This is a genomic window from Kitasatospora purpeofusca (genome assembly GCF_000718025.1).
Lineage (GTDB): Bacteria > Actinomycetota > Actinomycetes > Streptomycetales > Streptomycetaceae > Kitasatospora > Kitasatospora purpeofusca.
The window spans coordinates 14,348-35,488 of the sequence record NZ_JODS01000015.1 but is presented as its reverse complement, the minus strand read 5'-3'; the positions used below and the strand labels follow the sequence as shown (position 1 = coordinate 35,488).

The following is a 21,141-nucleotide window of genomic DNA, read 5'->3' as shown; positions in this document are numbered from 1 at the left end:
GGGTCAGTTCCAGGGGTTGGCGTTCTGGTCGTTGATGTACGTCCAGAAGCGCACGCCCTGCGGCAGGCTGCCGGAGGCCCAGAAGGTCCAGCCGCCGATCGAGGAGTAGTTCGGGCCGTAGCGGCCGTCGTGGAACTCGGCCTGCCGCCAGGTGCGCCCGAAGGTCGAGCGGCAGACCTCGTTGGCGGCCGCGGCGCTGGTCAGCTCCGATCCCTTGACCGGACGGCTGAGCGCCACGCTCCCCAGGGCCCAGCCGTTGTAGAACCCGAGGCTGATGCCGGCCGGCGCGGGCCGGCCGTCCTTGTTGAGGCAGAGCACCGGCAGCGAGACCCAGGGGGCGGTGTCGCCCTGGTAGGCGTCGCTGGCCGTGCCGCCCGGGCCGCCGACCTGGACGGTGCCGCTCGGACCGTAGTTGAGGACCTCCCAGGTCATGCCGTAGTGGGTGGCTTCGGAGGTACGGGCCTGGGCGGCCGGGGCGACGGCCAGCGGCACGAGGGCGGCCACGGCGGCGGCGGTCGCGACGGCGGCGAGACGCTTGATGCGGGTCATGGTCCTGTTCCTCCAGGGAACTCCGGGAAAGAATGCGCACGACGCCGGTCCGACTGCGGACCGGCATGTCCCGACCATCTCAACCACCCACACGATTCTGGCATGATCTGGTCATCAGACCGTCACCAAACGCGACGGTCCGACAGCGGCGCGCAAGAACCCTGGGGAGGGGCAGCGCATGGAGTTCGCGATTCTGGGACCGCTGGAGGTCCGGACCCGCACGGGGAACCGGATCCGGCTGGGGGGCGCCCGACAGGAACGACTGCTGGCCGCACTGCTGCTGAACCCGGGCGGCGCGGTGCCGGTGCCCCGGCTGGTGGACGCCGTCTGGGAGGACCGGCCGCCCGCCACCGCCGACCGCCAGGTCCGCAACCTGGCCGGGCTGCTCCGCCGGGCCTTCCGCAAGGCGGACCCGACCGGGCCGCCGGTCCTGCTCACCGACGGGCGCGGCTACCGCATCCCGCTCGACGACCACGGACTGGACTCCCGCCTGTTCGCCGACACCGTCGCCCGGTCCCGCCGGACGGCCGCCGCCGGGCAGCAGTCGGCCGCCGCGGCGGGGCTGCGGCAGGCCCTCTCGCTCTGGCGCGGCCCTGTCCTCGACGGCCTGGACGGGCAGTTGATCGACGCGGGCGCCGTGCCGCTGGACGAACTGCGGCTGACCGCCTGGGAGGACTGCCTCGACCTCGACGCGGCACTCGGGCGGCACCGCGCGAGCATCCCGGAGCTGACCGGCCTGGTCGCCGACCATCCGCTGCGGGAGCGGTTCGTCGGGCAGTTGATGCGGGCGCTGCACGCCTCCGGGCGGACGGCCGACGCGCTCACCGTGCACCGGCGGTTCACCGGCCGGCTCGCCGAGGAGCTGGGGCTCGACCCCAGCCCCGAACTGCGGCGGCTGCACCTGGCGTTGCTCACCGCGGGCGTCGATCCGCAGCCCGACCCGGGACCCGCCGGCGCCGGCCCGGCGGCGGGCCCGCCGGCCGCGGGACCGCGAACCGCCGCGCCCCCGACCTCCGTGCCCCGAACCGCCGTACCCCCCACCGCCGGACGCCCGGGCGGCCCCGCCGACGAGCGGGCCGGAACCGCCCCTGCGGCCGCCGGCTCCCGTGGCGGCACCGACCCGGATCCCGGGGCGGAGGCCGACGCCGCCGAGGGCGGGCCCGGGCCCCGCCCCGGCGTGCCCGTGCCCGCCCAACTGCCGCCCTCGCTCGCCACCTTCACCGGCCGCGACACGGAGCTCGCCGCCCTCGACGCCTTCGCCGAGGCGGCGGCCACGGTCGACGACCGGGACCCGGACCCGGCCCCCGGACCGGGCAGCGCCTCCGCCGCCCGGATCTGCGCCGTCTCCGGCAGTGCCGGGATCGGCAAGAGCGCCCTGGTCGTCCAATGGGCGCACCGGGTCCGCGGCCGCTTCCCCGGCGGCCAGCTCTACGCCGACCTGCACGGCTTCTCCGCCGAGCCGCCGCTGGCACCGCACGCGGTGCTGGCCCGGTTCCTGCGCGCGCTCGGTGTCCCCGGCGAGCAGGTGCCGAGCGTCCCCGAGGAGGCCGCCGCGCTGTACCGGTCGCTGCTCGCGGACCGGCGGGTGCTGGTCGTCCTGGACAACGCGCGCAGCGCGGAACAGGTCCGCCCGCTGCTGCCCGCCGCCCCGGCGTGCCTGACGGTGGTCACCAGCCGGGCCGGTCTGGCCGGGCTCACCGCCCGGGACGGCGCCCGCCCGCTGGCCCTGGACCTGATGCCGGCGCCGGACGCCGTCGCGCTGCTGGACCGCGTCATCGGCGCCCGGCGGGCCCGGTCCGAGCCCGCCGCCGTCGCCGAACTCGCCTCCGTCTGCGGCCGGTTGCCGCTCGCATTGGCGATCGCCGCCAGCCGGCTCGCCGAACGCCCCGGCCGTACCGTCGCCGACCACGTCGCCGAGCTGCGGGACGGCGGGAACCGGCTCACCGCGCTGGCGATCGACGACGACGCGGCCTCGGCCGTCCGCGCGACGCTCGACCTCTCCTACCGCACCCTCCCCGCCGCCGCGCGCACCCTGTTCCGGCTGCTGGCCCTGGCCCCCGGCTCCGGACTGACGGCCGCGGCGGCGGCCGCGCTCTGCGGCGAGCGCGTCGCGGTGGTGCGGCCCGTCCTGGACCAACTGGCCACCGCCCACCTGCTCACCCACGAGGGCGGCGACCACTACCGGCTGCACGACCTGCTGCGCCTGTACGCCGCCGAACGCGCGGCCGCCGAGACCGGGCGGGCGGTAAGCACCGCCGCCCGCGAACGGCTCGGCGACTGGTACCTGCACCACGCCGACGCCGCCGCCCGGCTGCTCACCCCGCACCGCCGGCGGATCCCGCTCGACCCGCCGGGCCCGTGGTACGAACCACCGGCCTTCACCACCGCCGCCGGGGCGCAGCGGTGGTGCGAGAGCGAGCACGGCCGGCTGCTGGGCGTGGTGCGGGCGGCGGCCGAGCACGGTCCGGACGCGCTGGCCTGGCGGCTGCCGGTCGCCCTGTGGAGCTACTGGTTCACCAGTCCGCACCTGGACGACCGGGAGGAGGCGGCCCGCCTCGCGGTGGCGGCGGCCGTCCGGGCCGGCGACCGGTCCGGCGAGGCCCAGGCCCGCAACGATCTGGCGACGGCGCTGGGCGCGCTCGGCCGCCATGACGAGATGCTGTGCGAACTCAGGCTCGCCCGGGCCCTGTTCGCGTCGATCGGCGACCGGGTCGGGGAGGGGCACACTATCGGTAACCTCGGCGACCACTGTCTCGGCACGGGTGCCTACGGGCAGGCGCGGCTGCACTTCGAGGGAGCGCTGACGCTGTTCCGGGCGCAGCCGGAGGAGCGCCGGGACGACTGGGCGATCCGGGTCTGCGAGACCAACATCGGGGTGACCGCGATGCTGTCGGGCCGGGACCGGGAGGCGGACCAGTACCTGCACCGGGCCCTGGAGCGGCACCGGTCCAGCGGTGATCCGGTCCTGGAGAGCATCACCCTCTACCACCTGGGCGACCGCCTCCGCCGGCTGGACCGTCCGGCGGAGGCGGCGGTACGGCTGCGGCAGGCCCTGGCAGTGCTGGACGGCACGACCCGCAACCCCCGGCTGCGCGCCGATGTGCTGGCCGCCCTGGCCCGCCTCGGCGAGGCCGCCGACCCGCCGCACGCCCGGGGCCCGGCCGACGGGTAGGGCTGTCGCGGCGCGCCGTCCTCGCCGTACCACGCGGCCGGGCTTCGCGGGCCTGCCGGTCGGCGGTGTCGCCCGCGCGGGTGGTCGTGGCCGCGGGGCGGCACGGCGGGCGACCGGGCGGGGGTGGTGCGTGGTCGGATGGTCCGTCGGTGGTGCGGGCGGGCGTCGGCCGGGGCGGAGAGGCGGGACGGTGCGGCGACTGAGGGTGGCGGCGGCGGTGGCGGCCGTCGCGGTGCTCGCGACGGCCGCGGTCTCGCCCGGGACACCGCCGGACCCCGGCGGCCCCGCGGCCGAGCGGCCGGTGGGCGGGGACGGACCGGCAGCGGGCGGCGGCTTCGACGTGTTCGGGGGGTTCGACGACTTCGGCGGCTACGGGGCCGTCGGCGGGCCGTCCGGTCAGGGCGGTCCCGGCGGGTTCCCCCGGCCCGGCGGGTTCGGTGCGGGCCGGCTGCGGACGCTGGCCGGGGTCCTGCGGCAGGACCGGCCCGGCAGCGGCTGGTACCTGGTCCGCGGGGCGCATCTGGCGCTCGGTCTGGAGGTCGCGTACGCCGACCACCAGCAGATCGTGCTGCGCTTCCCCGCCGCGCGACGGGTGGTGTCCGTGCTCTGCGGACCGGACGAGACCTACGCGCCCCTCGGTTACTCCTGCGGCGCCTCGGTGTCCTTGGACGAGGTGCGGGTCCGGCTGGGCCGGAACGGGCGGCCCGCCGACCCGACGGCCACGGCCGCCGGGCAGTACGCCAACTTCTGGCTGCTGGGGCTCGTCGAGCAGCGCTGAGCGGCGACGGGCGGCAGTGGGCGGCAGCAGGCCGGGGCGCGGGGCCGCCTTGACGGAACGGTCCACGGAAAGGTGTTCTGTACCACGCGGCCGAGCGACCACCGACCGACCGCCGAGCGCCTTCCCGCCGTCCACCGAGCGCCCGACCTGCGCGGTGATAGCTCCGGGCGGTACCTCCGGGTGACATCTCCCCGGCGGGCGGACGGGGCTCCTACGGTTTCCGGCGACCCCCACTCCGCGACCGCAGGAGACCCCCATGCTCCGACGACCCGCCAGAGCCGCGTGTGCCGTCCTGGCCACCGCCGCCCTGGGTCTGACCGCCCTCCAGGGCACCGCCGGCGCCACCTCCCCCACCCCCGCTCCCGCCGCGGCCGCCCGGGCCGCCGCCTCCGCCGCGCCGGAGAACCTCGGTGTCGCCGCCGCCGCGCCCGCGCTGATCGAGGCCTTGCAGCGCGACCTCGGCCTGACCGCCGGTCAGGCCCGGACCCGGATCGCCGCCGAGGCCAGGGCGGGCGCCCTGACCGGCGCGCTCGCCCAGGCGCTCGGCGGCGGCTGGGCCGGCTCCTGGCTGGAGGGCCCCGACGCCGCTCCGGCCGTCGCCACGACCCGGACCGCCGACCTCGCCGTGATCCGCGCGGCGGGTGCCCGGCCGGTGCTCGTGGACCGTCCGCTCGCCGCCCTGGACGGGGCGCTGGCCGCGCTCGACCGGGCCGCCGCACGCGACGCCGCCGGACGGGCGGACGCGCTCGCCGCGCCGGTGCGCTACGTCGACGTGGCCGCCAACACCGTCGTGGTGCAGGCCACCGACCGGGCCGCCGCCGAACGGCTGGTCGCCGGGGCCGGGGTGGACCGGGCGGCGGTGCGGGTGGAGACGGTGGCCGAGGCCCCGCGCCCGCTCTACGACCTCCGCGGCGGCGACGCCTACTACATCGACAGCAGCAGCCGCTGCTCGATCGGCTTCCCGATCACCCGGGGGACCACCCAGGGCTTCGTCAGCGCGGGCCACTGCGGCCGGGCCGGCTCCAGCACGACCGGCGCCAACCGGGTCGCCCAGGGCAGCTTCCAGGCCTCGGTCTTCCCCGGCAACGACATGTCCTGGGTGGCCACCAACAGCAGTTGGACCGCGACCCCGTACGTGAACAGCGCGTCCGGCGCGGTGACCGGCTCGGTGCTGCAGCAGGTCGGGGCCTCGGTCTGCCGGTCCGGTTCCACCACCGGCTGGCACTGCGGCACGATCCAGCAGCACAACACCAGCGTCACCTACGCCGAGGGCACCGTCTCCGGCGTCACCCGGACCAATGTGTGCGCGGAGCCGGGCGACTCGGGCGGCTCCTTCATCTCGGGCACCCAGGCCCAGGGCGTGACCTCGGGCGGCACCGGGAACTGCTCCCAGGGCGGCACCACGTACTACCAGCCGGTCAACCCGATCCTGCAGGGCTACGGGCTGACGCTGAAGACCGACGGGCAGGGGCCCGGCCCCGGTCCCGGCCCCGGTCCGGGCCCCGGCAACCCGGGCGGCACCTGGGCCGCCGGCACCGTCTACCAGGCCGGCGACACCGTCACCTACGGCAGCGCTTCCTACCGCTGCCTCCAGGGCCACCAGGCGCAGGCCGGGTGGGAGCCGCCGAACACCCCGGCGCTCTGGCAGGCGGTCTGACCGATGACCGTCCACCGCACCGAAGCCCGGGCCGACCGGCCCGCCGCGCCCTCGATCGGAGCAACCGGCGCTGCCACGGTGGGCCCTCCGTGTGAGACCTTGGACGGGGGGCCAACCCACCAAGGAGGCCCGATGTCGTCGAAGCGTCGCCGCAAGAAGAAGGCCCGTCGCAAGGGTGCCAACCACGGCAAACGGCCGCAGTGCTGAACCGGCGCTGAAGCCGGTGCCCGCCCGGCACCGAACCGACGCCCGGCCCCGGACACCCGTCCGGGGCCGGGCGTCGGTCACGCGCCGGAGTATCGGTCACACGGCGGAGTATCGGTCACACGGCGGCGGACTCCGCCGGCTCCGGGGCGTCCGGGGCGTAGTAGAGGCTCGCCATGGTGGCGCGGAGCGTCCAGCCGAGGGTGCTGTAGAGCGCCTTCCCCTCGGGGGTGGCCACCAGGAACCCGGTCTCGGCGCCGCTGCGGTGCCCGGCGTCCTCCAGGGCCCGCATCACCACCGAGCCCAGGCCCCGGCGGCGGTGCGCGGGCGCGGTCTCGATCTGGTCGGCCACGGCGACGACCCCGGCCAGCCCGAGCTGGCCGCGCGCGGCGAAGTGCCCGGCCCCGGTCCGGACCAGCGCCCGGACCACACCGCCGCGCTCCCAGGTGGTGAGGGTGTACCCGGCCGGTACGACCGGGCCTCCGGCGGCGAGCGGCACGGTCATCAGGTACCCGGGGACGTCGAAGCGCCAGCCCGGCCCGAGCCAGGGCCGGACGGTGTCGTCGTCGGTGAACACCTTCAGCCAGGTCCCCGGCGCGGTGGTGGCCGCCACCAGCTTGCGGACGTCGGGCTCGGTCGGCTCCGGCAGCACGTGCCGCGCGACCTGCGCCGACTGGCCGACGTCGACCGTCCAGCCCCACGGCTCGTCCACCGGCTCGGCCGCCCCGCGCGAGACCACCCAGCCCCCGACCCAGCTCCGCACCAGCCCGCTGATGACGGACTCGCCCATCCTCGACCCCCGTAATAGTCATTATCGGATTTCACATCTTACCGAAACTCGCCGACCTGCCAACCCCCGTCCCCGGCGGGTGACCGGTCAGTGGCCCGGCAGGTGGGGCTGCCGCTCCCCGCCGGAGGAATCCGACGGGCTTCCTCCGAACCGGCCGCCCTGCTCCTCGGCCCGTTCCCCGGCGGGTTCGGCGACCGGTCCGCCGGTCGCCACCGGAGCGACGGCGACCGGTCCCCGGGAGGCCGGTTCGTCGGCGATCCGGTCGTCCGCGATCCGGCGTTCCATGAGCCGTTCCTCGGGCCGCTCGTGCGGGTCCCGCTCGTTCAGGTCCCGCGGGTCCGGGCGGTCCTGGGCGGACGCGGCGCGGTGGCCGTGCCCCGTCGTCCCGGTCGCTCCGGTCGCTCCGGTCGCTCCGGCGACCTCGGCGACCCGGGCCCTGCGGGCCGACCGGCCCGCGCGGGCCAGCACGAGGCCGAGACAGAAGAGCAGCGCGAGTGCCAGCCCGGCGAGGAAGATCCCGAGACTGTTCAACGTCACCAGATCGTGGCCCAGAAGGACCACCTGGTACTCCGGCCCGCCGGAGAGGTTGCCGGCGATCAGCAGGCCGGTGAAGGCCCCGGTCACAGCGACCAGGAGGAGTCCGAACAACAACATGACGGCGTCCTTTCCGTCCGCCCCCGCAGCGCCCGATCCCCTCCAGCGAGTCGCGCCTACCCGGCCGCGACCGGGCCTAACGCGGCAGGGGCGAGGCGATGCCGGTCCCGTACGTCCCGTCGAAGACCACGCGCCGCCGGGGGCGGCGGCCCGGGTGGCGGCGGGTGCCGGCGGGGTGGCCGACCGAGACCAGCAGGGCGATGGCGAGGTCCTCGCGGTCCTCGATCCCGATCACCTTCTTGACCTTCTCCTCGTCCCAGCCGTTCATCGGCGAGGTCGCCAGCCCCATCGAGGTGGCCGCGAGCATCACGAAGGAGGCGGCGATGACCGCGTCCTTCACCGCGTACTCGCGGAGCAGGCCGCGCCGTTCGAGGCCCTCCTGGAACTCCTGCGAGGCGGCCGAGAACATCTCGACGAACTCCTCGCTCCATGCCCCGTTCTCCCGCGCCTGCCGGTAGACGTCGCTGCGGTCCTCCCGCCACGCCTGCGGCTCGGCGACGAAGACCAGCACCACCGGCGCCTCGGTCGGCTGGGGCTGGCCCCCCGTGGCCCAGGCCAGACCCGCCCGGCCCTCCTCGCCGGACACCACCACGATCGAGCGGTCCTGGAGGTTCCAGCTGGTGGGGGCCTCCACCGCCAGGTCGAGCAGGGTGTCGAGGAGCTGCGGGGAGACCGGGTCGGGCCGGTAGTGGCGGACGGTGCGGCGGGTGCGGATCGCTTCGGCAACGGACATCGCGTGGTTCGTCATGCCGACAACTCTCGGAGAGTCACTCTCTTTTGGGAAGAAGGCACCTGAAAGTGCGTTACTCTCCCCGGGTGAAGACCACCGTGGCAACCTCCGGCCTCCCGGCCGACGTCTACTCCGCGAAGTGCCCGACCCGCCAGGTCCTCGACCACATCGCCGGCAAGTGGACCGTCCTGATCGTCGACAGCCTGCTCGACGGCACCCTCCGCTACACCGAGCTGTCTCGGCGCATCGAGGGGGTGTCGCAGAAGATGCTCACCCAGACCCTGCGGCTGCTCGAGACCGACGGGTTCGTCACCCGCACTGTGCACCCGACCGTGCCGCCCCGCGTCGAGTACGGGCTCACCGAGCTGGGGCGCAGCCTCGCCGGACCGATCAGCGCCCTCCGCGAGTGGACGGAGGCCCACATCAACGACATCGAGCGGGCCCGCTCCGCCCGCCCGGCCGACCGGGAGGCCGCCCCCTGACGGCCGGGCGGGCGGCGGCGGTCAGGCCTGCGCCAGCCACTCCTCCAGCGTCGGGCCGGCGAGCGTGGTGGCGGGACCGGCGACGAACGCGCCGTTCTCCAGGAGTTCGCGGTCGGGGGTGCCCTCCTCGCTGACCTCGACGACGGTGACGTCCTCGCCGCGGGCGGCGTAGACGAGCTCGGCCGCCTTGGCGAGGTTCTCCTCGCGCGGGCCGGCGATCTCGGGGAACGGCGCCGCCGTGGTGCCCGGCTCGGGCGCGGGGCCCTCGGCGAGGTCGACGAGCGCCTCGGCCACCGCCGCGGCCGCGACGAGCTGGGTGCGCATCAACGGGACCCGCACGGTGTCGCCCTGGCGGCCCCAGCTGACCAGCGGCTCGACGAACTCGTGGAACTGCGCGGCGCGCAGGATCCGGACCGGCACCGGACCGGCCGTCAGGGCCTTCTCGTGGGCGACCTTGGCGCGGTAGTAGCCGCCGGTCGACGCGTCGATGCCGAGGATGGACACCGAGACGATCAGCTCCACCCCGGCGCGGGCGCCCGCCGCGTGCAGGTTGGCGGCGGCGGCGGTGAAGAACTCCGTCGCCACCGTCTCGTCCGCGGAGGGGGTGCCGGAGGTGTCGATGACGACATCGACCCCGGTCAGCGCCTGGTCGAGGCCCTCGCCCGTGACGATGTCGACGCCCGCCGAGCGCGAGATCGCCACGACCTCGTGGCCGCGTTCCGCCAGCACGCGGACGACGTGCTCGCCCAGACGCCCGGTCGCGCCGACCACCGCGACGGTCCTGCGGTTCGACATGGTTGTTCTCCTTCGTGGTGCCTGTGTCGTGGGAGATCGCCGGGCCCGCACATCCCCCGCGTGCGCGGCGGCCCCGACGATCTCCGGCCACCGACCCTAGGCCCGCACGGCGCCGGAGGGTGTGCGGGGCACGCATGATCTGTCGTCAATGCGTGCAATGCATGCAAGGCGGGCACGGGCATGCAGGGCGGGCTCGGGCGTGCAGGGCGGGCTCGGGCGTGCAGGGCGGGCACGGGCCGGCCTGGTCACCCGGGCGGCTCCGCCCGCTCGATGCGGACGGCGACCAGGCAGGTGTCGTCGTCGGTGTCGGCCGGGCTCAGCTCCAGCAGCAGGTCCAGGTACCGCTCCAGATCGGGCCCGGGCGGGCCCGCAGCCCGGATCAGCTGGTCCACCGACTCCTCGACCGGGCGGTCCCGGCGCTCGACCAGGCCGTCGGTGTAGAGGAGCAGCACGTCGCCCGGGACGAGCCGGGCCGTGTACTCCTCGTACTCGGCGTCCGCCAGCGCCCCGAGCAGCACACCGTGCGGCAGCGGCAGCACCTCGGCGCCGCCGGGGGCCAGTCTGATCGGCGGGAGGTGGCCGGCCCGGGCCCAGCGCAGCGAACCGTCGTCCGGCACGAGCAGCACGCAGACGGCGGTGGCGGTCACCTGCTCCGGTTCGCGCAGGGCCACGATGTTGGCCCACTCCAGCAGCCGGCCCGGACCGGCGCCGGTGACGGCCAGACCGCGCAGCGCGTGCCGGAGCGCGACCATGCCGGTGGCCGCGCCGACCCCGTGCCCGGCCACGTCGCCGACCGCGAGCAGCACCTGGCGGTCGGGCAGCACCATGACGTCGTACCAGTCGCCGCCGACCCGTTCGCGTTTGGCGGCGGGCCGGTAGCGGACGGCGGCGCGCAGTCCGGGGGCACCGAGCGGCGGGGGCGCCGCGGGCAGGATCGCCTGCTGGAGGCGGAGCGCCAGCTGCTCGCGCTCGGCCGTCTCCTGCTCGCTGTCCGCCAGCCTGGCCCGGGTGGCGCCGAGGGCGACCTCGGTCCAGTGCTGGGCGGACACGTCGTGGTAGGCGCCGCGGATCGCGGCGAGGCGGCCCTCCTCGTCCAGGACCGGTTCGGCGATCACCCGGGTGTAGCGCTGGGAGCCGTCCGGGCGGACCAGCCGGAACACCGCGGAGGCGGTGCGCAGGCGGTGCTGGACGGTGTCCACGAGTCGGCGGACGGCGGGCCCGTCGTCGAGGTGGACGTGCCGGGAGAGCCGGGCGAGGGGCACCGCGGACTCCGGCGGCAGGCCGAACAGCTCGCTCAGGCCCTCGCTCCAGAGGATCCGGCCGCTGCCCGGCTGTTCCTCGAACCCGGCCACCCGGGCCAGGCGTTGGGCCTGGCGCAGCAGATCGGTCTGCTCGGGCTCGCCGGACCGGTCGGTGTCGCGCTGCCAGCTGAGCAGGAGGTGCGGGCCGAGCGGGGCGACGGCGATCCGCAGCACGGCGGGTACCGCGATCCCGCCGCCCTGGAAGACCAGGCGCAGACGGTCGTCGGTCCGGGGTTCGCCGGTCTCGTGCGCCCGGAGCAGCGGTTCCAGCAGGCCGGTGGCGCAGGCCATCGGGTAGGTCTCCAGGAGGGAGGTGCCGTCCAGGCCGGCCCGGGGGCGGCCGAGCGGGTCCCGGAACAGCCGGTTGGTGCGCAGGACGGTGAAGTCCACGGCCCGGCCGTCCCGCAGGACGGGTGCGAGCAGCATGGCCGGGTCGAGCAGGCCGTCGAGCAGGTCGGCCTCCCGGTCGGGCGGCACGGGGGGCTCGGGGTGGCCGAGGACGGTGGCGCAGAGGTCGGCGAGGGCGCGGAGCCGGCGGCGCTGCGGCGGGCCGAGGACGGGCGCGGGGCCGGGCCAGAGCACTTCGAGGGCGCCGAGGCGGCGGCCGTCGGCGAGCAGCGGGAGGACGGCCCGGGGGGTGCCGGCTCCCCCGGCGACGGGTCCGGTCGGCGCCGGTGCGTCGGGCCAGCGGTCCTCGCCGCCGGTGACGGCCTGCCGGGCGGGGGTGTCGACGCCGGGGGGAACCCGGCTCCAGGACTCGGCCTCGGCCAGGGGCAGGCCGGCCTGGGCGGCGAGGGCGAGGCCGCCACCGGGCAGGCGTTGCCAGACCAGTACGGCGTGGGCGCCGAGGGGGGCGGCGCCCTGCCGGAGGACGGCCTCGACGGCGCCCGCGAGGTCGGGGACGGCGGCGAGCGCCCGGGCGGGGGCCGGTGGGGCGGGTGCCCCGACGGGTCCGGGAGGGACGGCGGGCGCGGGCGGGACGGCGGGCCCGGACGCAGTGTGGGGCCCGGACGGTCGGGGCCTGTCGTCCCGCCCGGGCGCCTCGTCCGTCCGTCCGACGATGTCGGCGGCCAGGGTGGCGACCGGCACTCCGGCCTCCCGGGCGAGCGCGGCCAACCGGGCGGCGGCCTCCGCGGGCGAGACGGTCAGCCGCTCGGCGAGCATGCCGGTGGCGAGGTCGACCACCGCACGGGCGCCCTCCTCGGAGCGCATCCGCTCCACGGTGTGCTGAAGCCGCCGGACGGCCCCGGCGAGCTGCCGTGCGACGGCGCCCTGGGCCGATCCCGGGCCCTCGGCGGGCTCCGCTGCCGGTCCGGCAACGTACGGGGGGACGCCTGGCGGGCCGCCGGGCCGGGGACCGTCGCTCATGACACGTCCAGCCAGTGCCGCATCCGTTCCAGCAGCAGCGTGGTGTCCACGGGCTTGCTGACATGGTCGTCGGCGCCGGCGGCGAGGCTCTTGGCCCGGTCACCGGCCATCGCCTTGGCGGTGACGGCGACGATCGGAATCCGGCCGAACCGCTCGTCGGCGCGGATGGCGGCGATGGCGGCGTAGCCGTCGAGGCCGGGCATCATCACGTCCATCAGCACCAGGTCCGTCTCCGGGTGGGCGCGCAGCAGGTCGAGCCCGGCGCGGCCGTCGGCGGCGTGCAGGACGGTCAGGCCGTGCTGTTCGAGGGCGGCGGCGAGCGCGAAGACGTTGCGGACGTCGTCGTCGACGATCAGCGCGGTGCGTCCGGCGAGCGGTTCGTCGGCGGGGACGGCGTCGGCGGGGACGGCGGGCTCGGAGTGCGCGGCATGCTCGGCCCCGGCGGGGTGTCGACCGCCGCACAGGGTGACCAATCGATCGCGCAACTCGTCCAGCCCCGAGGGGAGTTCCAGGCCGGCGATCGCCGCCGCGGTGATGTCGACGGGGCCGCCACCGACCTGGTGGCCGAGCACGGGCGTGCCCTCCGGGAGCCCGGTGAGCAGCAGGGGGGCGAGGTCGCCGGTGCGGGCGAGGTCGAGCACGGCGCACCGGTAGGGGCCGTCGGCGAGGGCGGCGCGCAGGTCCGCCTCGGTGCCGGCCGCGCGGATCTCCACCGGCGGGTCCTCGCCGTGCGCCTCGGCGGCGGTCCGGGCCAGCAGGGTGAGCAGGCCGGGCGGTTCGGCCTCGACCACCAGGAGGCGGGCCCCAGCGCCCGGCACGGCGGCCGCCCCGTCCCGGAGGGCGAGCGGCAGGTAGAAGCTGAAGCGGCTGCCCCGACCGGCGGCGGAGCGGACGGTGAGGACGCCGCCGAGCAGGCGGGCGAGTTCGCGGCTGATGGACAGGCCGAGCCCGGTGCCGCCGAAGCGGCGGGCGGTGGTGCCGTCGGCCTGCTGGAAGGCGCCGAAGATGCTGTCGAGGTGGTCGGGGTCGATGCCGATGCCGGTGTCCTCGACATGGAAGGCCACGGCGGCCTCGGCCCGGCCGAGTTCGGCCGGGAGCCCGTCCGCCTCCACGCGTTCGACGCGCAGCTCGACGTGGCCCAGGTCGGTGAACTTGATCGCGTTGGACAGCAGGTTCCGCAGGACCTGCCGCAACCGGGCCTGGTCGGTGACGAGTTCGTCGGGCACGTGCGCGCCGACGCCGATCCGGAAGGCGAGGCCGCGCTGGTCGGCCAGGGGTTTGAACGCGGCCTCGACGTACGCCAGCAGCTCCTGCACGGCGAAGGGTTCGGGGTTGAACTCCATCTTGCCCGCCTCGACCTTGGAGAGGTCGAGGATGTCGTTGATGAGCTGGAGCAGGTCGGAGCCGGCCGAGTGGATCACACCCGCGTACTCGACCTGTTTGGGGGTGAGGTTGCCGGCGGCGTTCTGGGCGAGCAGCTGGGCCAGGATGAGCAGGCTGTTGAGCGGGGTGCGCAGTTCGTGGCTCATATTGGCCAGGAACTCGGACTTGTACATCGAGGTGAGGCTCAACTGCCGTGCCCGTTCCTCCAGTTCCTGGCGGGCCTGTTCGATCTCCAGGTTCTTGGCCTCGATGTCGCGGTTGCGTTCGGCCAGCAGCGCGGCCTTCTCGCCGAGTTCGGCGTTGGAGCGCCGCAGCTCCTCCTGTCCCTCCTGCAACTCCTCGGAGCGGGACTGGAGTTCGGCGGTGAGCCGCTGGGACTCGCCGAGCAGCTCGTCGGTGCGGGCGTTGGCGAGCAGGGTGCCGATGTTGACGCCGCAGGCCTCGGCGAACTGTTCCAGGAGGTCGCGGTGGACGGCGCTGAAGGGATGGACGGAGGCGAACTCCATGACGCCGAGCAGCCATTCCTCCAGGGCGATCGGCAGGATCAGAACGGACCTGGCGTGGGTGGCGCCGGCGCCGGAGCCGATCGTCGCGTAGTCGGGCGGCAGGTCGTCCACACTGACGGTGCGCCGGGAGCGGGCCGCCTGGCCGACCAGTGACTCGCCGAGCCGGACCCGCGCCGGTCCGCCGCCGCCTTCGCCGCCCTCTTCGGCGGCTGTCTCCGCCGCGGTACCGCCCTGTCCGCCGTAGGCGCTGATCCGGGCCAGGACCGTCCCCTCCGGTCCCTCCTCCGCCAGGTAGAACGCCCCGTACTGAGCGCCGACCAGCGGCGTCAGCCCGTCGGTGATCAGCTCGGCGACGGACCGGATGTCGCGCTGCCCCTGCATGGTGCCGGTGAAGCGGGCGAGGTTGGTCTTCAACCAGTCCTGCTCCTGGTTGGCGCGGGTGGTCTCGCGCAGCGACTCGACCATGAAGTTGATGTTGTCCTTGAGGTCGGCGACCTCGCCGGAGGCGTCCACCGTGATCGAGCGGGTGAGGTCGCCGGCCGCGACGGCTCCGGTGACCTCGGCGATGGCTCGCACCTGGCGGGTGAGGTTCCCGGCGAGTTCGTTGACGTTCTCGGTCTCGCGGGCGACCCGGGTGACCTCGTCGGCGAACACCGACAGGGTGTCGACCATGGTGTTGATCGCGTCGGCCAGGGCCGCGACCTCGCCCTTGGCCTCCACGGTGATCTTCCGCGAGAGGTCGCCCCGGGCGACGGCGGTCGCCACGTCGGACATCGAGCGGACCTGGCCGGTGAGGTTGGACGCCATCACATTGACGTTGTCGGTGAGGTCCTTCCACGTCCCGGACACGCCCCGGACGGTGGCCTGGCCGCCCAGGTTGCCCTCGGAACCGACCTCCCGCGCCACCCGGGTCACCTCGCCCGCGAACGCCGACAGCTGGTCGACCATCGTGTTGACGGTGTTCTTGAGTTCGAGGAGTTCGCCGCGCGCGTCGACCTCGATCTTCTGGGTGAGGTCGCCCCGCGCCACCGCCGTGGTCACCTGGGCGATGTTGCGCAGCTGCCGGGTGAGGTCGCCGGCCATCGCGTTGACCGCGCCCGTGAGGTCGAGCCAGGTCCCGGCCGCGCCGGGGACGTGCGCCTGGCCGCCGAGGCGGCCCTCGGAACCGACCTCCCGCGCCACCCGGGTGACCTCCGAGGTCACCCGGGCGAGCTGCTCGACCATGCCGTTGAAGACGGTGGCGATCTCCCCCGGCACGCCCGGCAGGTCGGACCCGAGCCGGGTGCGGAAGTCGCCGTCCCGGACCGCCGTCAGGCCGACGAGCAGCTCCCGCAGGACCTGGTCCGGCCGGTCGGGACCGTCCGCTCGGCCTGCACGGCCTGCACGGCCCGCTGCGGTGCCGGGCGCTCGGTGTTCGTCCATCCGTCCACCGTCCGGATCGACCGCGCGGCCGGACCGCTGCACGGCGGCTCCGACCGGTGGGAGCGGCGGCGCCGCCCCGCCTCCCACTGTGCCACCGTCCCGCCGTCGGTGACAGACGGGACGGCCGGGGCGGGAGCGACACCAGGACCCAAGGCCCGTTTTGCCCTCGTTCCGCCGGGTAGGCGCCACCCGCCAAGGCCGTGGCCGACGGAAGGAGCGCCGCCATGCCCCGAGGATCGAGCCCCAAGCGGGAGCGCCAGTACGAGCACATCAAGGAGAGCGTGCTGGAGCGCGGCGAGAGCGAGGACCGCGCCGAGGAGATCGCCGCCCGTACGGTCAACAAGGAACGCGCCCGGCACGGCGAGTCCAGGACCTCCAGCCGCAGCTCCGTCCAGGACATCTCCTCCGGTCGGCGGGGCGGGCAGCGCTCGCACCGGGGCGCCGGCGGTCCCACCTACGACCAGCTGTACAACGAGGCCAGGCAGCGCAATATCGAGGGCCGGTCGAAGATGAACAAGAGCGAGCTGGCCCGCGCGCTCGGCCGCTGATGCCGCTGGGGCCTTTCGGGTGAGGACGGGTGAGGGCACGTGTCCGACCCGCCCACCCGCATCGACGAGGTCCCGCCACGACCCCCGGAAGGGAGGCACGGCCGCCATGACCGTCCCACCACCCGTCCATCCGGACACCGAACCGTTCCCGCACCCCGACCCCGCACCGCGGCCGACGCCGGACCCGGCGCCGCCGCCCGTACCGCCCTTCCCGCCGCCGGACCCCGACCCCGGCCCGCCCGCCGTACCCGAGCCGGGTCCGGCGACGGAGCCCCGGCCGCTCGGCGGCTGAGGCGGGCCTGAACCACGGTGCCCGAACCGCCGGGAGCGGTTCGGGCACGGTGTGGTCGGGAGGTGGCGGTCCTGTGGTTCAGAGGCCGTGCTCCAGGGGAGACGGCACCTCCAGCCAGACCGACTTGCCGCCGTCCTCGGGCCGCGATCCCCAGGCGCGGGCGAGCCGTTCGACCACGCGCAGGCCGTGGCCGCCCGGCTGCCCCGGGTCGGCGAACGGGCGCAGCTCCGGCGGGACCGGGCTGGCGTCGCTGACCTCGACCCGCAGTCGCATGGTGTCCCAGCGCAACCGCAGCTCGCGCGGCCCGCCGGGGGCGTGCAGACAGGCGTTGGTGACCAGCTCCGAGACCATCAGCAGGACGTCCTCGAAAACGGCCACCTGCTCCTCGTCGGGCCAGCCGTCGCCGTCGACCGCCAGCCAGTGCCAGTCGAGCAGTGCCTGACGGCTGAAGTCCCGGCACTGCTGCACGGCACCCTCGCTGCTGCTCAGCGGCAGCCGCCGGGTCTGGTCCCGATCCGGCACGGCAGCGGCTCCGCGGCCGTTCATCACGGCCGCTCGCGTGCCGCGGGTCCGGGATCGTCCGGGCCGCCGGGGCCGCCGGGGCCGCCGGAGTCGGCGCTGTCAGGGCTGTCAGGGCTGCCGGGGCTGTCGGGGCTGTCAGGGCTGCCGGGGTCGTGGGAACCGGTGGGCTCCGCCGGGTCGCTTCCCGCCGCCAGCGCGACGGCGACGTCGGGATGGATCCGCAGGACGGTGTCCGCCCCGGTGACCGCGAGCAGCCGGACCACGACGGGGCGCGGCCCGGCGAGCTCCAGCCGGACGCCGGCCGGCTCGGCCTCCTGCCGGGCCCGCAGCAGGATGTTCAGCCCGGTCGAGTCGCAGAAGCTCAGCTCGGCGAGATCCACCAGGATCCGGGCCAGGCCCTCTTCCGGAAGTCCGGCGAGCGCCGTGCGCAGCCCGTCGGCCGAGTCGCGGTCGAGCTCTCCCGCGAGGGACACGATCCGCACCGGACCGGTGCGCCGCACCTCGATCCGCAGCTCCCCCGTGCGGTACGCGCGCGGCGGGTGCGGTTCCGGCCCGCCGACGGGTCCGGCGCCCGGCCCCACACCCTGCTCCCCCGCGTCCCCTGCGGCCCCGGCGGACAGATTCATGGCTGGCTCCCGGTCCGGTCCGAACGGCCTCGTGCCGTCCGGACCATGATGCCGCGCGGCGGATCGCACCGCACGGACAGCGGGCACCGGCCGGTGCGTTGCTCGACAGCCGGGGCCCGGCGCTGTTCCGGTCCTCAGGTCCACGCCCCGCGTTTGCCCTGGCCCGGCACGGCTACACGCGGGGTGAGCCCGGGACGACCCGCGACCGACGGCGACACCCGGGGCGGAGGTGAGCCGGATGCCACCGGGGACGGCAGGGCCGGAAGGCACCGCCGCGGCCCGCACGGGGCGGCAGGAGTCCGCCGACGAGCGCGCCGACCGGCGGTGGAGCGACCTGCTCCAGGAGGTGCGGGTCGCGCAGACCGGCTCGCAGATCCTGTTCGGCTTCCTGCTGAGCGTCGTCTTCATGCCGCGCTTCGCCCAGTTGGGCGGCTTCGACCGCGATCTCTACGTGGTCACCGTCGTCCTGGGCGCGCTGGCCACGGGCGCGCTCACCGCACCGGTCTCGTACCACCGGCTCTTCGCCGGCCACCGACGCAAGCCGCAGCTGGTCGACGCCGCGGCCCGGCTGGTCGCGGTCGGTCTGGTGCTGCTGGCACTCACCGTGGGCACCTCCCTGCTCCTGCTGCTGCGGGTCGCCACCGGAAGCGCGGCGGCGGCCTGGATCGCGGGGGCGGTGATGGCCTGGTTCGCGGCCTGCTGGCTGCTCCTGCCGATGCTCCAGCTGCGCCGGCGGCACGGACGGAGCGACCGGCGGTCCGCCGACTGAGCCGGAGCTCCCGGCTCCCGCGTGCCGGAACGCAGGAGCCGGAACCCGGGAGTCGGGAGTCGAGTGCCGGGAGTTGCGGGGCTGACGCATGGAACGGCCGGGCGGGGGCAGACGCGCCTCGGGCGGGCACCGGCTCGTCCATCGAAGGGAGGCAGGACCCATGGCCACCGACGACAAGATCCGCAATATGGCCGAGAAGGCCCGTGGCAAGGCCAAGGAGGTCGCCGGAAAGGCGACGGGCGACCGGACGATGGAAGCCGAGGGGCGTGGCACCCAGGCGAAGAGCGACCTCAAGCAGGCCGCCGAGAAGGTCAAGGACGCGGGCAAGGACGTCGGCAAGCACTGACCCCGCCACCGACCCCCGCGGACGACGGGACGGAGCGGCCCACGCCGGACGGGCCGCCGCACCGATGACCGGTCCCAGCGCGTCGTGCGGCCCCGCTGCCAGGTCTGGCAGCGGGGCCGCACGACCGTCCGCGGTCAGCCGGCCGGGTCCTCCGGCGTCGGCCAGGTGATCACCGAGAAGGCTCCGCCCTGCGAGTCGGCCAGGACGGCCAGCCGGTTGGTGCCCATGTCGAACGCCGGAGTGAGGACGGTGCCGCCGGCGCGGACGACGGCCGCCTGGATCGCGTCGACGTCCTCCACGTTGAAGTACGGCTGCCAGTGCGGCGGGACGCCGGGCGGGAAGGTGGAGAGGTCCATCATCCCGCCGACCGCGCGGCCGTCGACCTTGAACTCGATGTACCCCTCGGCGCCGGGCGCCTCGGAGCGGCCGGTGGTGACCGGCAGCACGGCGGTGTAGAAGGCGGCTGCGGCCGTGCGGTCACGGGTGGCGAGCTCGTTCCAGATGAGCGCGCCGTGCTCGTTCACGATGCCCGCGCCGTCGAAGGTCCCGGGCTGCCAGAGGCCGACGACGGCGCCGGTCGGGTCCGCGATCACGGCCATCCGGCCGAGGTCCATGACGTCCATCGGTCCCGCCACCACCGAGCCGCCCGCGTCGGTGACGGTCTTGACGGCGGCGTCGAGGGAGTCCGTGGACAGGTAGGTCGTCCACACCGTCGGCGGCATCGGGTCGGGGACGGTGCCGTCCGGGTTCATCGCCTTCATGATCCCGGCGACCGGCTTGCCCTTGAGGGTGCAGACCGCGTAGCCGCCCTGCTCGGCGGGCCCGACCTCGCCCTGCCAGCCGAACACCTCGCTGTAGAAGTCGAGGGCCGCCTGCTGGTCGGGCACCATCAGGTCGATCCAGCACGGGGTGCCGGGCTTGTAGGGGCCGTTCATGTCGGGCACGGATGCCTCCGGGAGCGCGTTCGGGGGACGGACGGGCGGTTCCGTACCCGGCTTCGGGCACCCGGAATCGGGCCGCACGAGTGACGCCCGCACCGGGCCCCCGGCGCCGGGATGCAGGGCTCAGCCGGCCGGGTCGTCGTCGGGGGCGTCCGGGTCGCCGTACTCGGCCCGCCACTCGCGCGCCCGGGCGTTGTGCCAGTCCACGCCCTGCTGCGCCTGGTGCTCGGAGAGGCCGCTGAGCGCGGCGACCTCGCTCAGCGGCACCGGGTCGTCGCGCTCGGCCAGGACGCGGCAGACCTTGGCCGCCCACTGCTCCTCCGGGACGAACGGGCGGTCGCGGTAGACCCCGACCAGCACCGCGAGGTGCTCGGCCGAGCAGGCGGTGACGACCCGCTCGCCGTCGAGCCGCGGGTCCGAGTCGTGAACGACGGAGGAGTCCGGGACCAGCGCGCCGAGCAGTTCCTCGACGAGGACGACCCGGCCGCAGTGGTCGCAGAGGTCGTACGCCGACGCGTCGTGCGCGTCGGCGCCACCGTCCTCCGGGGGTTCGTAGCGCTCCACGCCCGACGCCTACCCGATGAACCGCCCGACAACCACGGCGGTTCGCCCGACGGAGGCGGCCGGCCCGGGTGACGTCGAGGCCGGGAGAGGGTCCGCGCGGACCCGGCACGACGGCGCCCCCGGTCCACCGACGGGTACCGGGGGCGGCGTCGCGGGTACCGCGACCGGGCTCAGCCCGGGGTGATGCGGCCTCGCCAGCCTCCCTCCGCCCGTCCCTGCTCCTCGATGAAGTCCTTGAACCGCCGCAGGTCGCCCTTGACCCTCCGGTCGACCATGCCCATGGCGGAACCGGCCTTCTCGACCAGGCCCTCGGGCTGGAAGTCCATGGCCAGGCTCACCCTGGTGTGCGTGTCGTCGATGCTCCGGAAGGTGACCACGCCCTTCTGCCGGACATCGCCGTCGACGGTTCGCCAGGCGATCCGCTCGTCCGGCAGCTGGTCGACGATCTCGGTGTCGAACTCGCGGCTGACGCCGCCGACGCTGGTCCGCCAGTGGTTGTGGCGGTCGTCCACCTGGGTCACCGCGTCGACGCCCTCCATGAAGCGGGGGAACTCCTCGAAGAGGGTCCACTGGTTGTAGGCCGCGTGCAGCGGCACGTCGACGTCGACCGACTCCTTCACCATGCTCATGCGGTGCCTCCCTGCTGGTTGCGGTGCTGGTGCTGGTACTACGGCGGGTCGGGGGCGTGAGCTCCCGGTCCCGACCGCGCGTCTGCCCCGGCGGCCGGTCGATAACCCCCGGG

20 protein-coding genes are annotated in these 21,141 nt (G+C 75.5%); 8 read left to right on the top strand and 12 right to left on the bottom strand.

Features of this window, described 5'->3' with window-relative positions; translation table 11 throughout:
- Window positions 1-3: 3 nt before the first annotated feature.
- Window positions 4-549: a hypothetical protein gene (locus IF01_RS0121650; RefSeq protein ID WP_078880176.1), complete on the bottom strand. Its 546-nt coding sequence runs from the start codon at window positions 547-549 to the stop codon at window positions 4-6.
- Between the two features lie 178 nt (window positions 550-727).
- Here IF01_RS0121650 and IF01_RS51090 point away from each other — a divergent pair, with 178 nt between their 5' ends.
- The 4 genes from IF01_RS51090 (at window position 728) to IF01_RS51900 (ending at window position 6,363) form a co-directional block, all read left to right on the top strand.
- Window positions 728-3,721 (top strand): AfsR/SARP family transcriptional regulator, encoded by a 2,994-nt coding sequence (locus IF01_RS51090; protein ID WP_030395135.1) that lies wholly within the window; start codon window positions 728-730, stop codon window positions 3,719-3,721.
- Between the two features lie 190 nt (window positions 3,722-3,911).
- Complete coding sequence (locus IF01_RS0121640; protein WP_157855305.1) at window positions 3,912-4,499, top strand: hypothetical protein; 588 nt, start codon at window positions 3,912-3,914, stop codon at window positions 4,497-4,499.
- Between the two features lie 256 nt (window positions 4,500-4,755).
- The gene (locus IF01_RS0121635; protein WP_030395133.1) at window positions 4,756-6,156 is read left to right on the top strand and encodes a carbohydrate-binding protein; all 1,401 of its coding nucleotides are present in this window, start codon (window positions 4,756-4,758) and stop codon (window positions 6,154-6,156) included.
- 3 nt (window positions 6,157-6,159) lie between these two features.
- A complete protein-coding gene (locus IF01_RS51900; protein WP_106981224.1) occupies window positions 6,160-6,363 on the top strand; it encodes a hypothetical protein in 204 nt (67 codons plus the stop codon).
- 115 nt (window positions 6,364-6,478) lie between these two features.
- Here IF01_RS51900 and IF01_RS0121630 read toward each other — a convergent pair whose 3' ends face one another.
- The 3 genes from IF01_RS0121630 to IF01_RS0121620 form a co-directional block, all read right to left on the bottom strand.
- Window positions 6,479-7,150, bottom strand: a complete 672-nt coding sequence (locus tag IF01_RS0121630; RefSeq protein WP_037780633.1) for a GNAT family N-acetyltransferase — start codon at window positions 7,148-7,150, stop codon at window positions 6,479-6,481.
- A gap of 87 nt (window positions 7,151-7,237) precedes the next feature.
- Window positions 7,238-7,804: a hypothetical protein gene (locus IF01_RS50145; protein ID WP_244215585.1), complete on the bottom strand. Its 567-nt coding sequence runs from the start codon at window positions 7,802-7,804 to the stop codon at window positions 7,238-7,240.
- A 76-nt stretch (window positions 7,805-7,880) separates the two neighbouring features.
- The gene (locus tag IF01_RS0121620) at window positions 7,881-8,552 is read right to left on the bottom strand and encodes a nitroreductase family protein (protein WP_030395130.1); all 672 of its coding nucleotides are present in this window, start codon (window positions 8,550-8,552) and stop codon (window positions 7,881-7,883) included.
- 68 nt (window positions 8,553-8,620) lie between these two features.
- Between IF01_RS0121620 and IF01_RS0121615 the strand changes: the two genes are divergently transcribed.
- Window positions 8,621-9,016 carry a winged helix-turn-helix transcriptional regulator gene (locus IF01_RS0121615; RefSeq protein ID WP_030395129.1) on the top strand — a complete coding sequence of 132 codons (396 nt, stop codon included), beginning with the start codon at window positions 8,621-8,623 and terminating at the stop codon, window positions 9,014-9,016.
- 21 nt (window positions 9,017-9,037) lie between these two features.
- Here the strand turns inward: IF01_RS0121615 and IF01_RS0121610 are convergent, their stop codons facing one another.
- From IF01_RS0121610 to IF01_RS0121600, 3 genes are all read right to left on the bottom strand, one after another.
- A complete protein-coding gene (locus tag IF01_RS0121610; RefSeq protein WP_030395128.1) occupies window positions 9,038-9,811 on the bottom strand; it encodes an SDR family oxidoreductase in 774 nt (257 codons plus the stop codon).
- Window positions 9,812-10,056: 245 nt separating this feature from the next.
- Window positions 10,057-12,324 (bottom strand): PP2C family protein-serine/threonine phosphatase, encoded by a 2,268-nt coding sequence (locus IF01_RS0121605; RefSeq protein WP_167349763.1) that lies wholly within the window; start codon window positions 12,322-12,324, stop codon window positions 10,057-10,059.
- 152 nt (window positions 12,325-12,476) lie between these two features.
- On the bottom strand, window positions 12,477-15,791 hold the full coding sequence (locus IF01_RS0121600) for a HAMP domain-containing protein (protein WP_030395126.1): 3,315 nt from the start codon (window positions 15,789-15,791) through the stop codon (window positions 12,477-12,479).
- 224 nt (window positions 15,792-16,015) lie between these two features.
- On the opposite strand from IF01_RS0121600, the gene IF01_RS0121595 reads away from it, so the two are divergent.
- Complete coding sequence (locus IF01_RS0121595; protein ID WP_030395125.1) at window positions 16,016-16,339, top strand: hypothetical protein; 324 nt, start codon at window positions 16,016-16,018, stop codon at window positions 16,337-16,339.
- Window positions 16,340-16,709: 370 nt separating this feature from the next.
- Here IF01_RS0121595 and IF01_RS0121585 read toward each other — a convergent pair whose 3' ends face one another.
- On the bottom strand, window positions 16,710-17,153 hold the full coding sequence (locus IF01_RS0121585) for an ATP-binding protein (protein WP_233290019.1): 444 nt from the start codon (window positions 17,151-17,153) through the stop codon (window positions 16,710-16,712).
- A 23-nt stretch (window positions 17,154-17,176) separates the two neighbouring features.
- Window positions 17,177-17,779: an STAS domain-containing protein gene (locus tag IF01_RS45025; protein ID WP_078880175.1), complete on the bottom strand. Its 603-nt coding sequence runs from the start codon at window positions 17,777-17,779 to the stop codon at window positions 17,177-17,179.
- 238 nt (window positions 17,780-18,017) lie between these two features.
- Here IF01_RS45025 and IF01_RS0121575 point away from each other — a divergent pair, with 238 nt between their 5' ends.
- Window positions 18,018-18,548, top strand: a complete 531-nt coding sequence (locus IF01_RS0121575) for a DUF6328 family protein (RefSeq protein ID WP_037780631.1) — start codon at window positions 18,018-18,020, stop codon at window positions 18,546-18,548.
- 160 nt (window positions 18,549-18,708) lie between these two features.
- On the top strand, window positions 18,709-18,894 hold the full coding sequence (locus IF01_RS0121570) for a CsbD family protein (protein ID WP_030395120.1): 186 nt from the start codon (window positions 18,709-18,711) through the stop codon (window positions 18,892-18,894).
- Between the two features lie 134 nt (window positions 18,895-19,028).
- On the opposite strand, the gene IF01_RS0121565 is transcribed toward IF01_RS0121570, so the two are convergent.
- From IF01_RS0121565 to IF01_RS0121555, 3 genes are all read right to left on the bottom strand, one after another.
- Window positions 19,029-19,829, bottom strand: coding sequence for a VOC family protein (locus IF01_RS0121565; RefSeq protein WP_030395119.1), 801 nt, complete (start codon window positions 19,827-19,829; stop codon window positions 19,029-19,031).
- 129 nt (window positions 19,830-19,958) lie between these two features.
- On the bottom strand, window positions 19,959-20,399 hold the full coding sequence (locus tag IF01_RS42140) for a hypothetical protein (RefSeq protein WP_051740287.1): 441 nt from the start codon (window positions 20,397-20,399) through the stop codon (window positions 19,959-19,961).
- A gap of 170 nt (window positions 20,400-20,569) precedes the next feature.
- Window positions 20,570-21,028 (bottom strand): SRPBCC family protein, encoded by a 459-nt coding sequence (locus IF01_RS0121555; protein ID WP_030395118.1) that lies wholly within the window; start codon window positions 21,026-21,028, stop codon window positions 20,570-20,572.
- Window positions 21,029-21,141 lie beyond the last annotated feature (113 nt).

What these genes read in the sequence shown, in the direction of transcription:
- IF01_RS0121650 (WP_078880176.1), bottom strand. Translation starts at nt 549, where the DNA reads ATGACCCGCATCAAGCGTCTCGCCGCCGTCGCGACCGCCGCCGCCGTG.
- IF01_RS51090 (WP_030395135.1), top strand. Translation starts at nt 728, where the DNA reads ATGGAGTTCGCGATTCTGGGACCGCTGGAGGTCCGGACCCGCACGGGG.
- IF01_RS0121635 (WP_030395133.1), top strand. Translation starts at nt 4,756, where the DNA reads ATGCTCCGACGACCCGCCAGAGCCGCGTGTGCCGTCCTGGCCACCGCC.
- IF01_RS51900 (WP_106981224.1), top strand. Translation starts at nt 6,160, where the DNA reads ATGACCGTCCACCGCACCGAAGCCCGGGCCGACCGGCCCGCCGCGCCC.
- IF01_RS0121630 (WP_037780633.1), bottom strand. Translation starts at nt 7,150, where the DNA reads ATGGGCGAGTCCGTCATCAGCGGGCTGGTGCGGAGCTGGGTCGGGGGC.
- IF01_RS50145 (WP_244215585.1), bottom strand. Translation starts at nt 7,804, where the DNA reads ATGTTGTTGTTCGGACTCCTCCTGGTCGCTGTGACCGGGGCCTTCACC.
- IF01_RS0121620 (WP_030395130.1), bottom strand. Translation starts at nt 8,552, where the DNA reads ATGACGAACCACGCGATGTCCGTTGCCGAAGCGATCCGCACCCGCCGC.
- IF01_RS0121610 (WP_030395128.1), bottom strand. Translation starts at nt 9,811, where the DNA reads ATGTCGAACCGCAGGACCGTCGCGGTGGTCGGCGCGACCGGGCGTCTG.
- IF01_RS0121605 (WP_167349763.1), bottom strand. Translation starts at nt 12,324, where the DNA reads ATGCGCTCCGAGGAGGGCGCCCGTGCGGTGGTCGACCTCGCCACCGGC.
- IF01_RS0121600 (WP_030395126.1), bottom strand. Translation starts at nt 15,791, where the DNA reads ATGGACGAACACCGAGCGCCCGGCACCGCAGCGGGCCGTGCAGGCCGT.
- IF01_RS0121595 (WP_030395125.1), top strand. Translation starts at nt 16,016, where the DNA reads ATGCCCCGAGGATCGAGCCCCAAGCGGGAGCGCCAGTACGAGCACATC.
- IF01_RS45025 (WP_078880175.1), bottom strand. Translation starts at nt 17,779, where the DNA reads ATGAATCTGTCCGCCGGGGCCGCAGGGGACGCGGGGGAGCAGGGTGTG.
- IF01_RS0121575 (WP_037780631.1), top strand. Translation starts at nt 18,018, where the DNA reads ATGCCACCGGGGACGGCAGGGCCGGAAGGCACCGCCGCGGCCCGCACG.
- IF01_RS0121570 (WP_030395120.1), top strand. Translation starts at nt 18,709, where the DNA reads ATGGCCACCGACGACAAGATCCGCAATATGGCCGAGAAGGCCCGTGGC.
- IF01_RS0121565 (WP_030395119.1), bottom strand. Translation starts at nt 19,829, where the DNA reads ATGAACGGCCCCTACAAGCCCGGCACCCCGTGCTGGATCGACCTGATG.
- IF01_RS0121555 (WP_030395118.1), bottom strand. Translation starts at nt 21,028, where the DNA reads ATGAGCATGGTGAAGGAGTCGGTCGACGTCGACGTGCCGCTGCACGCG.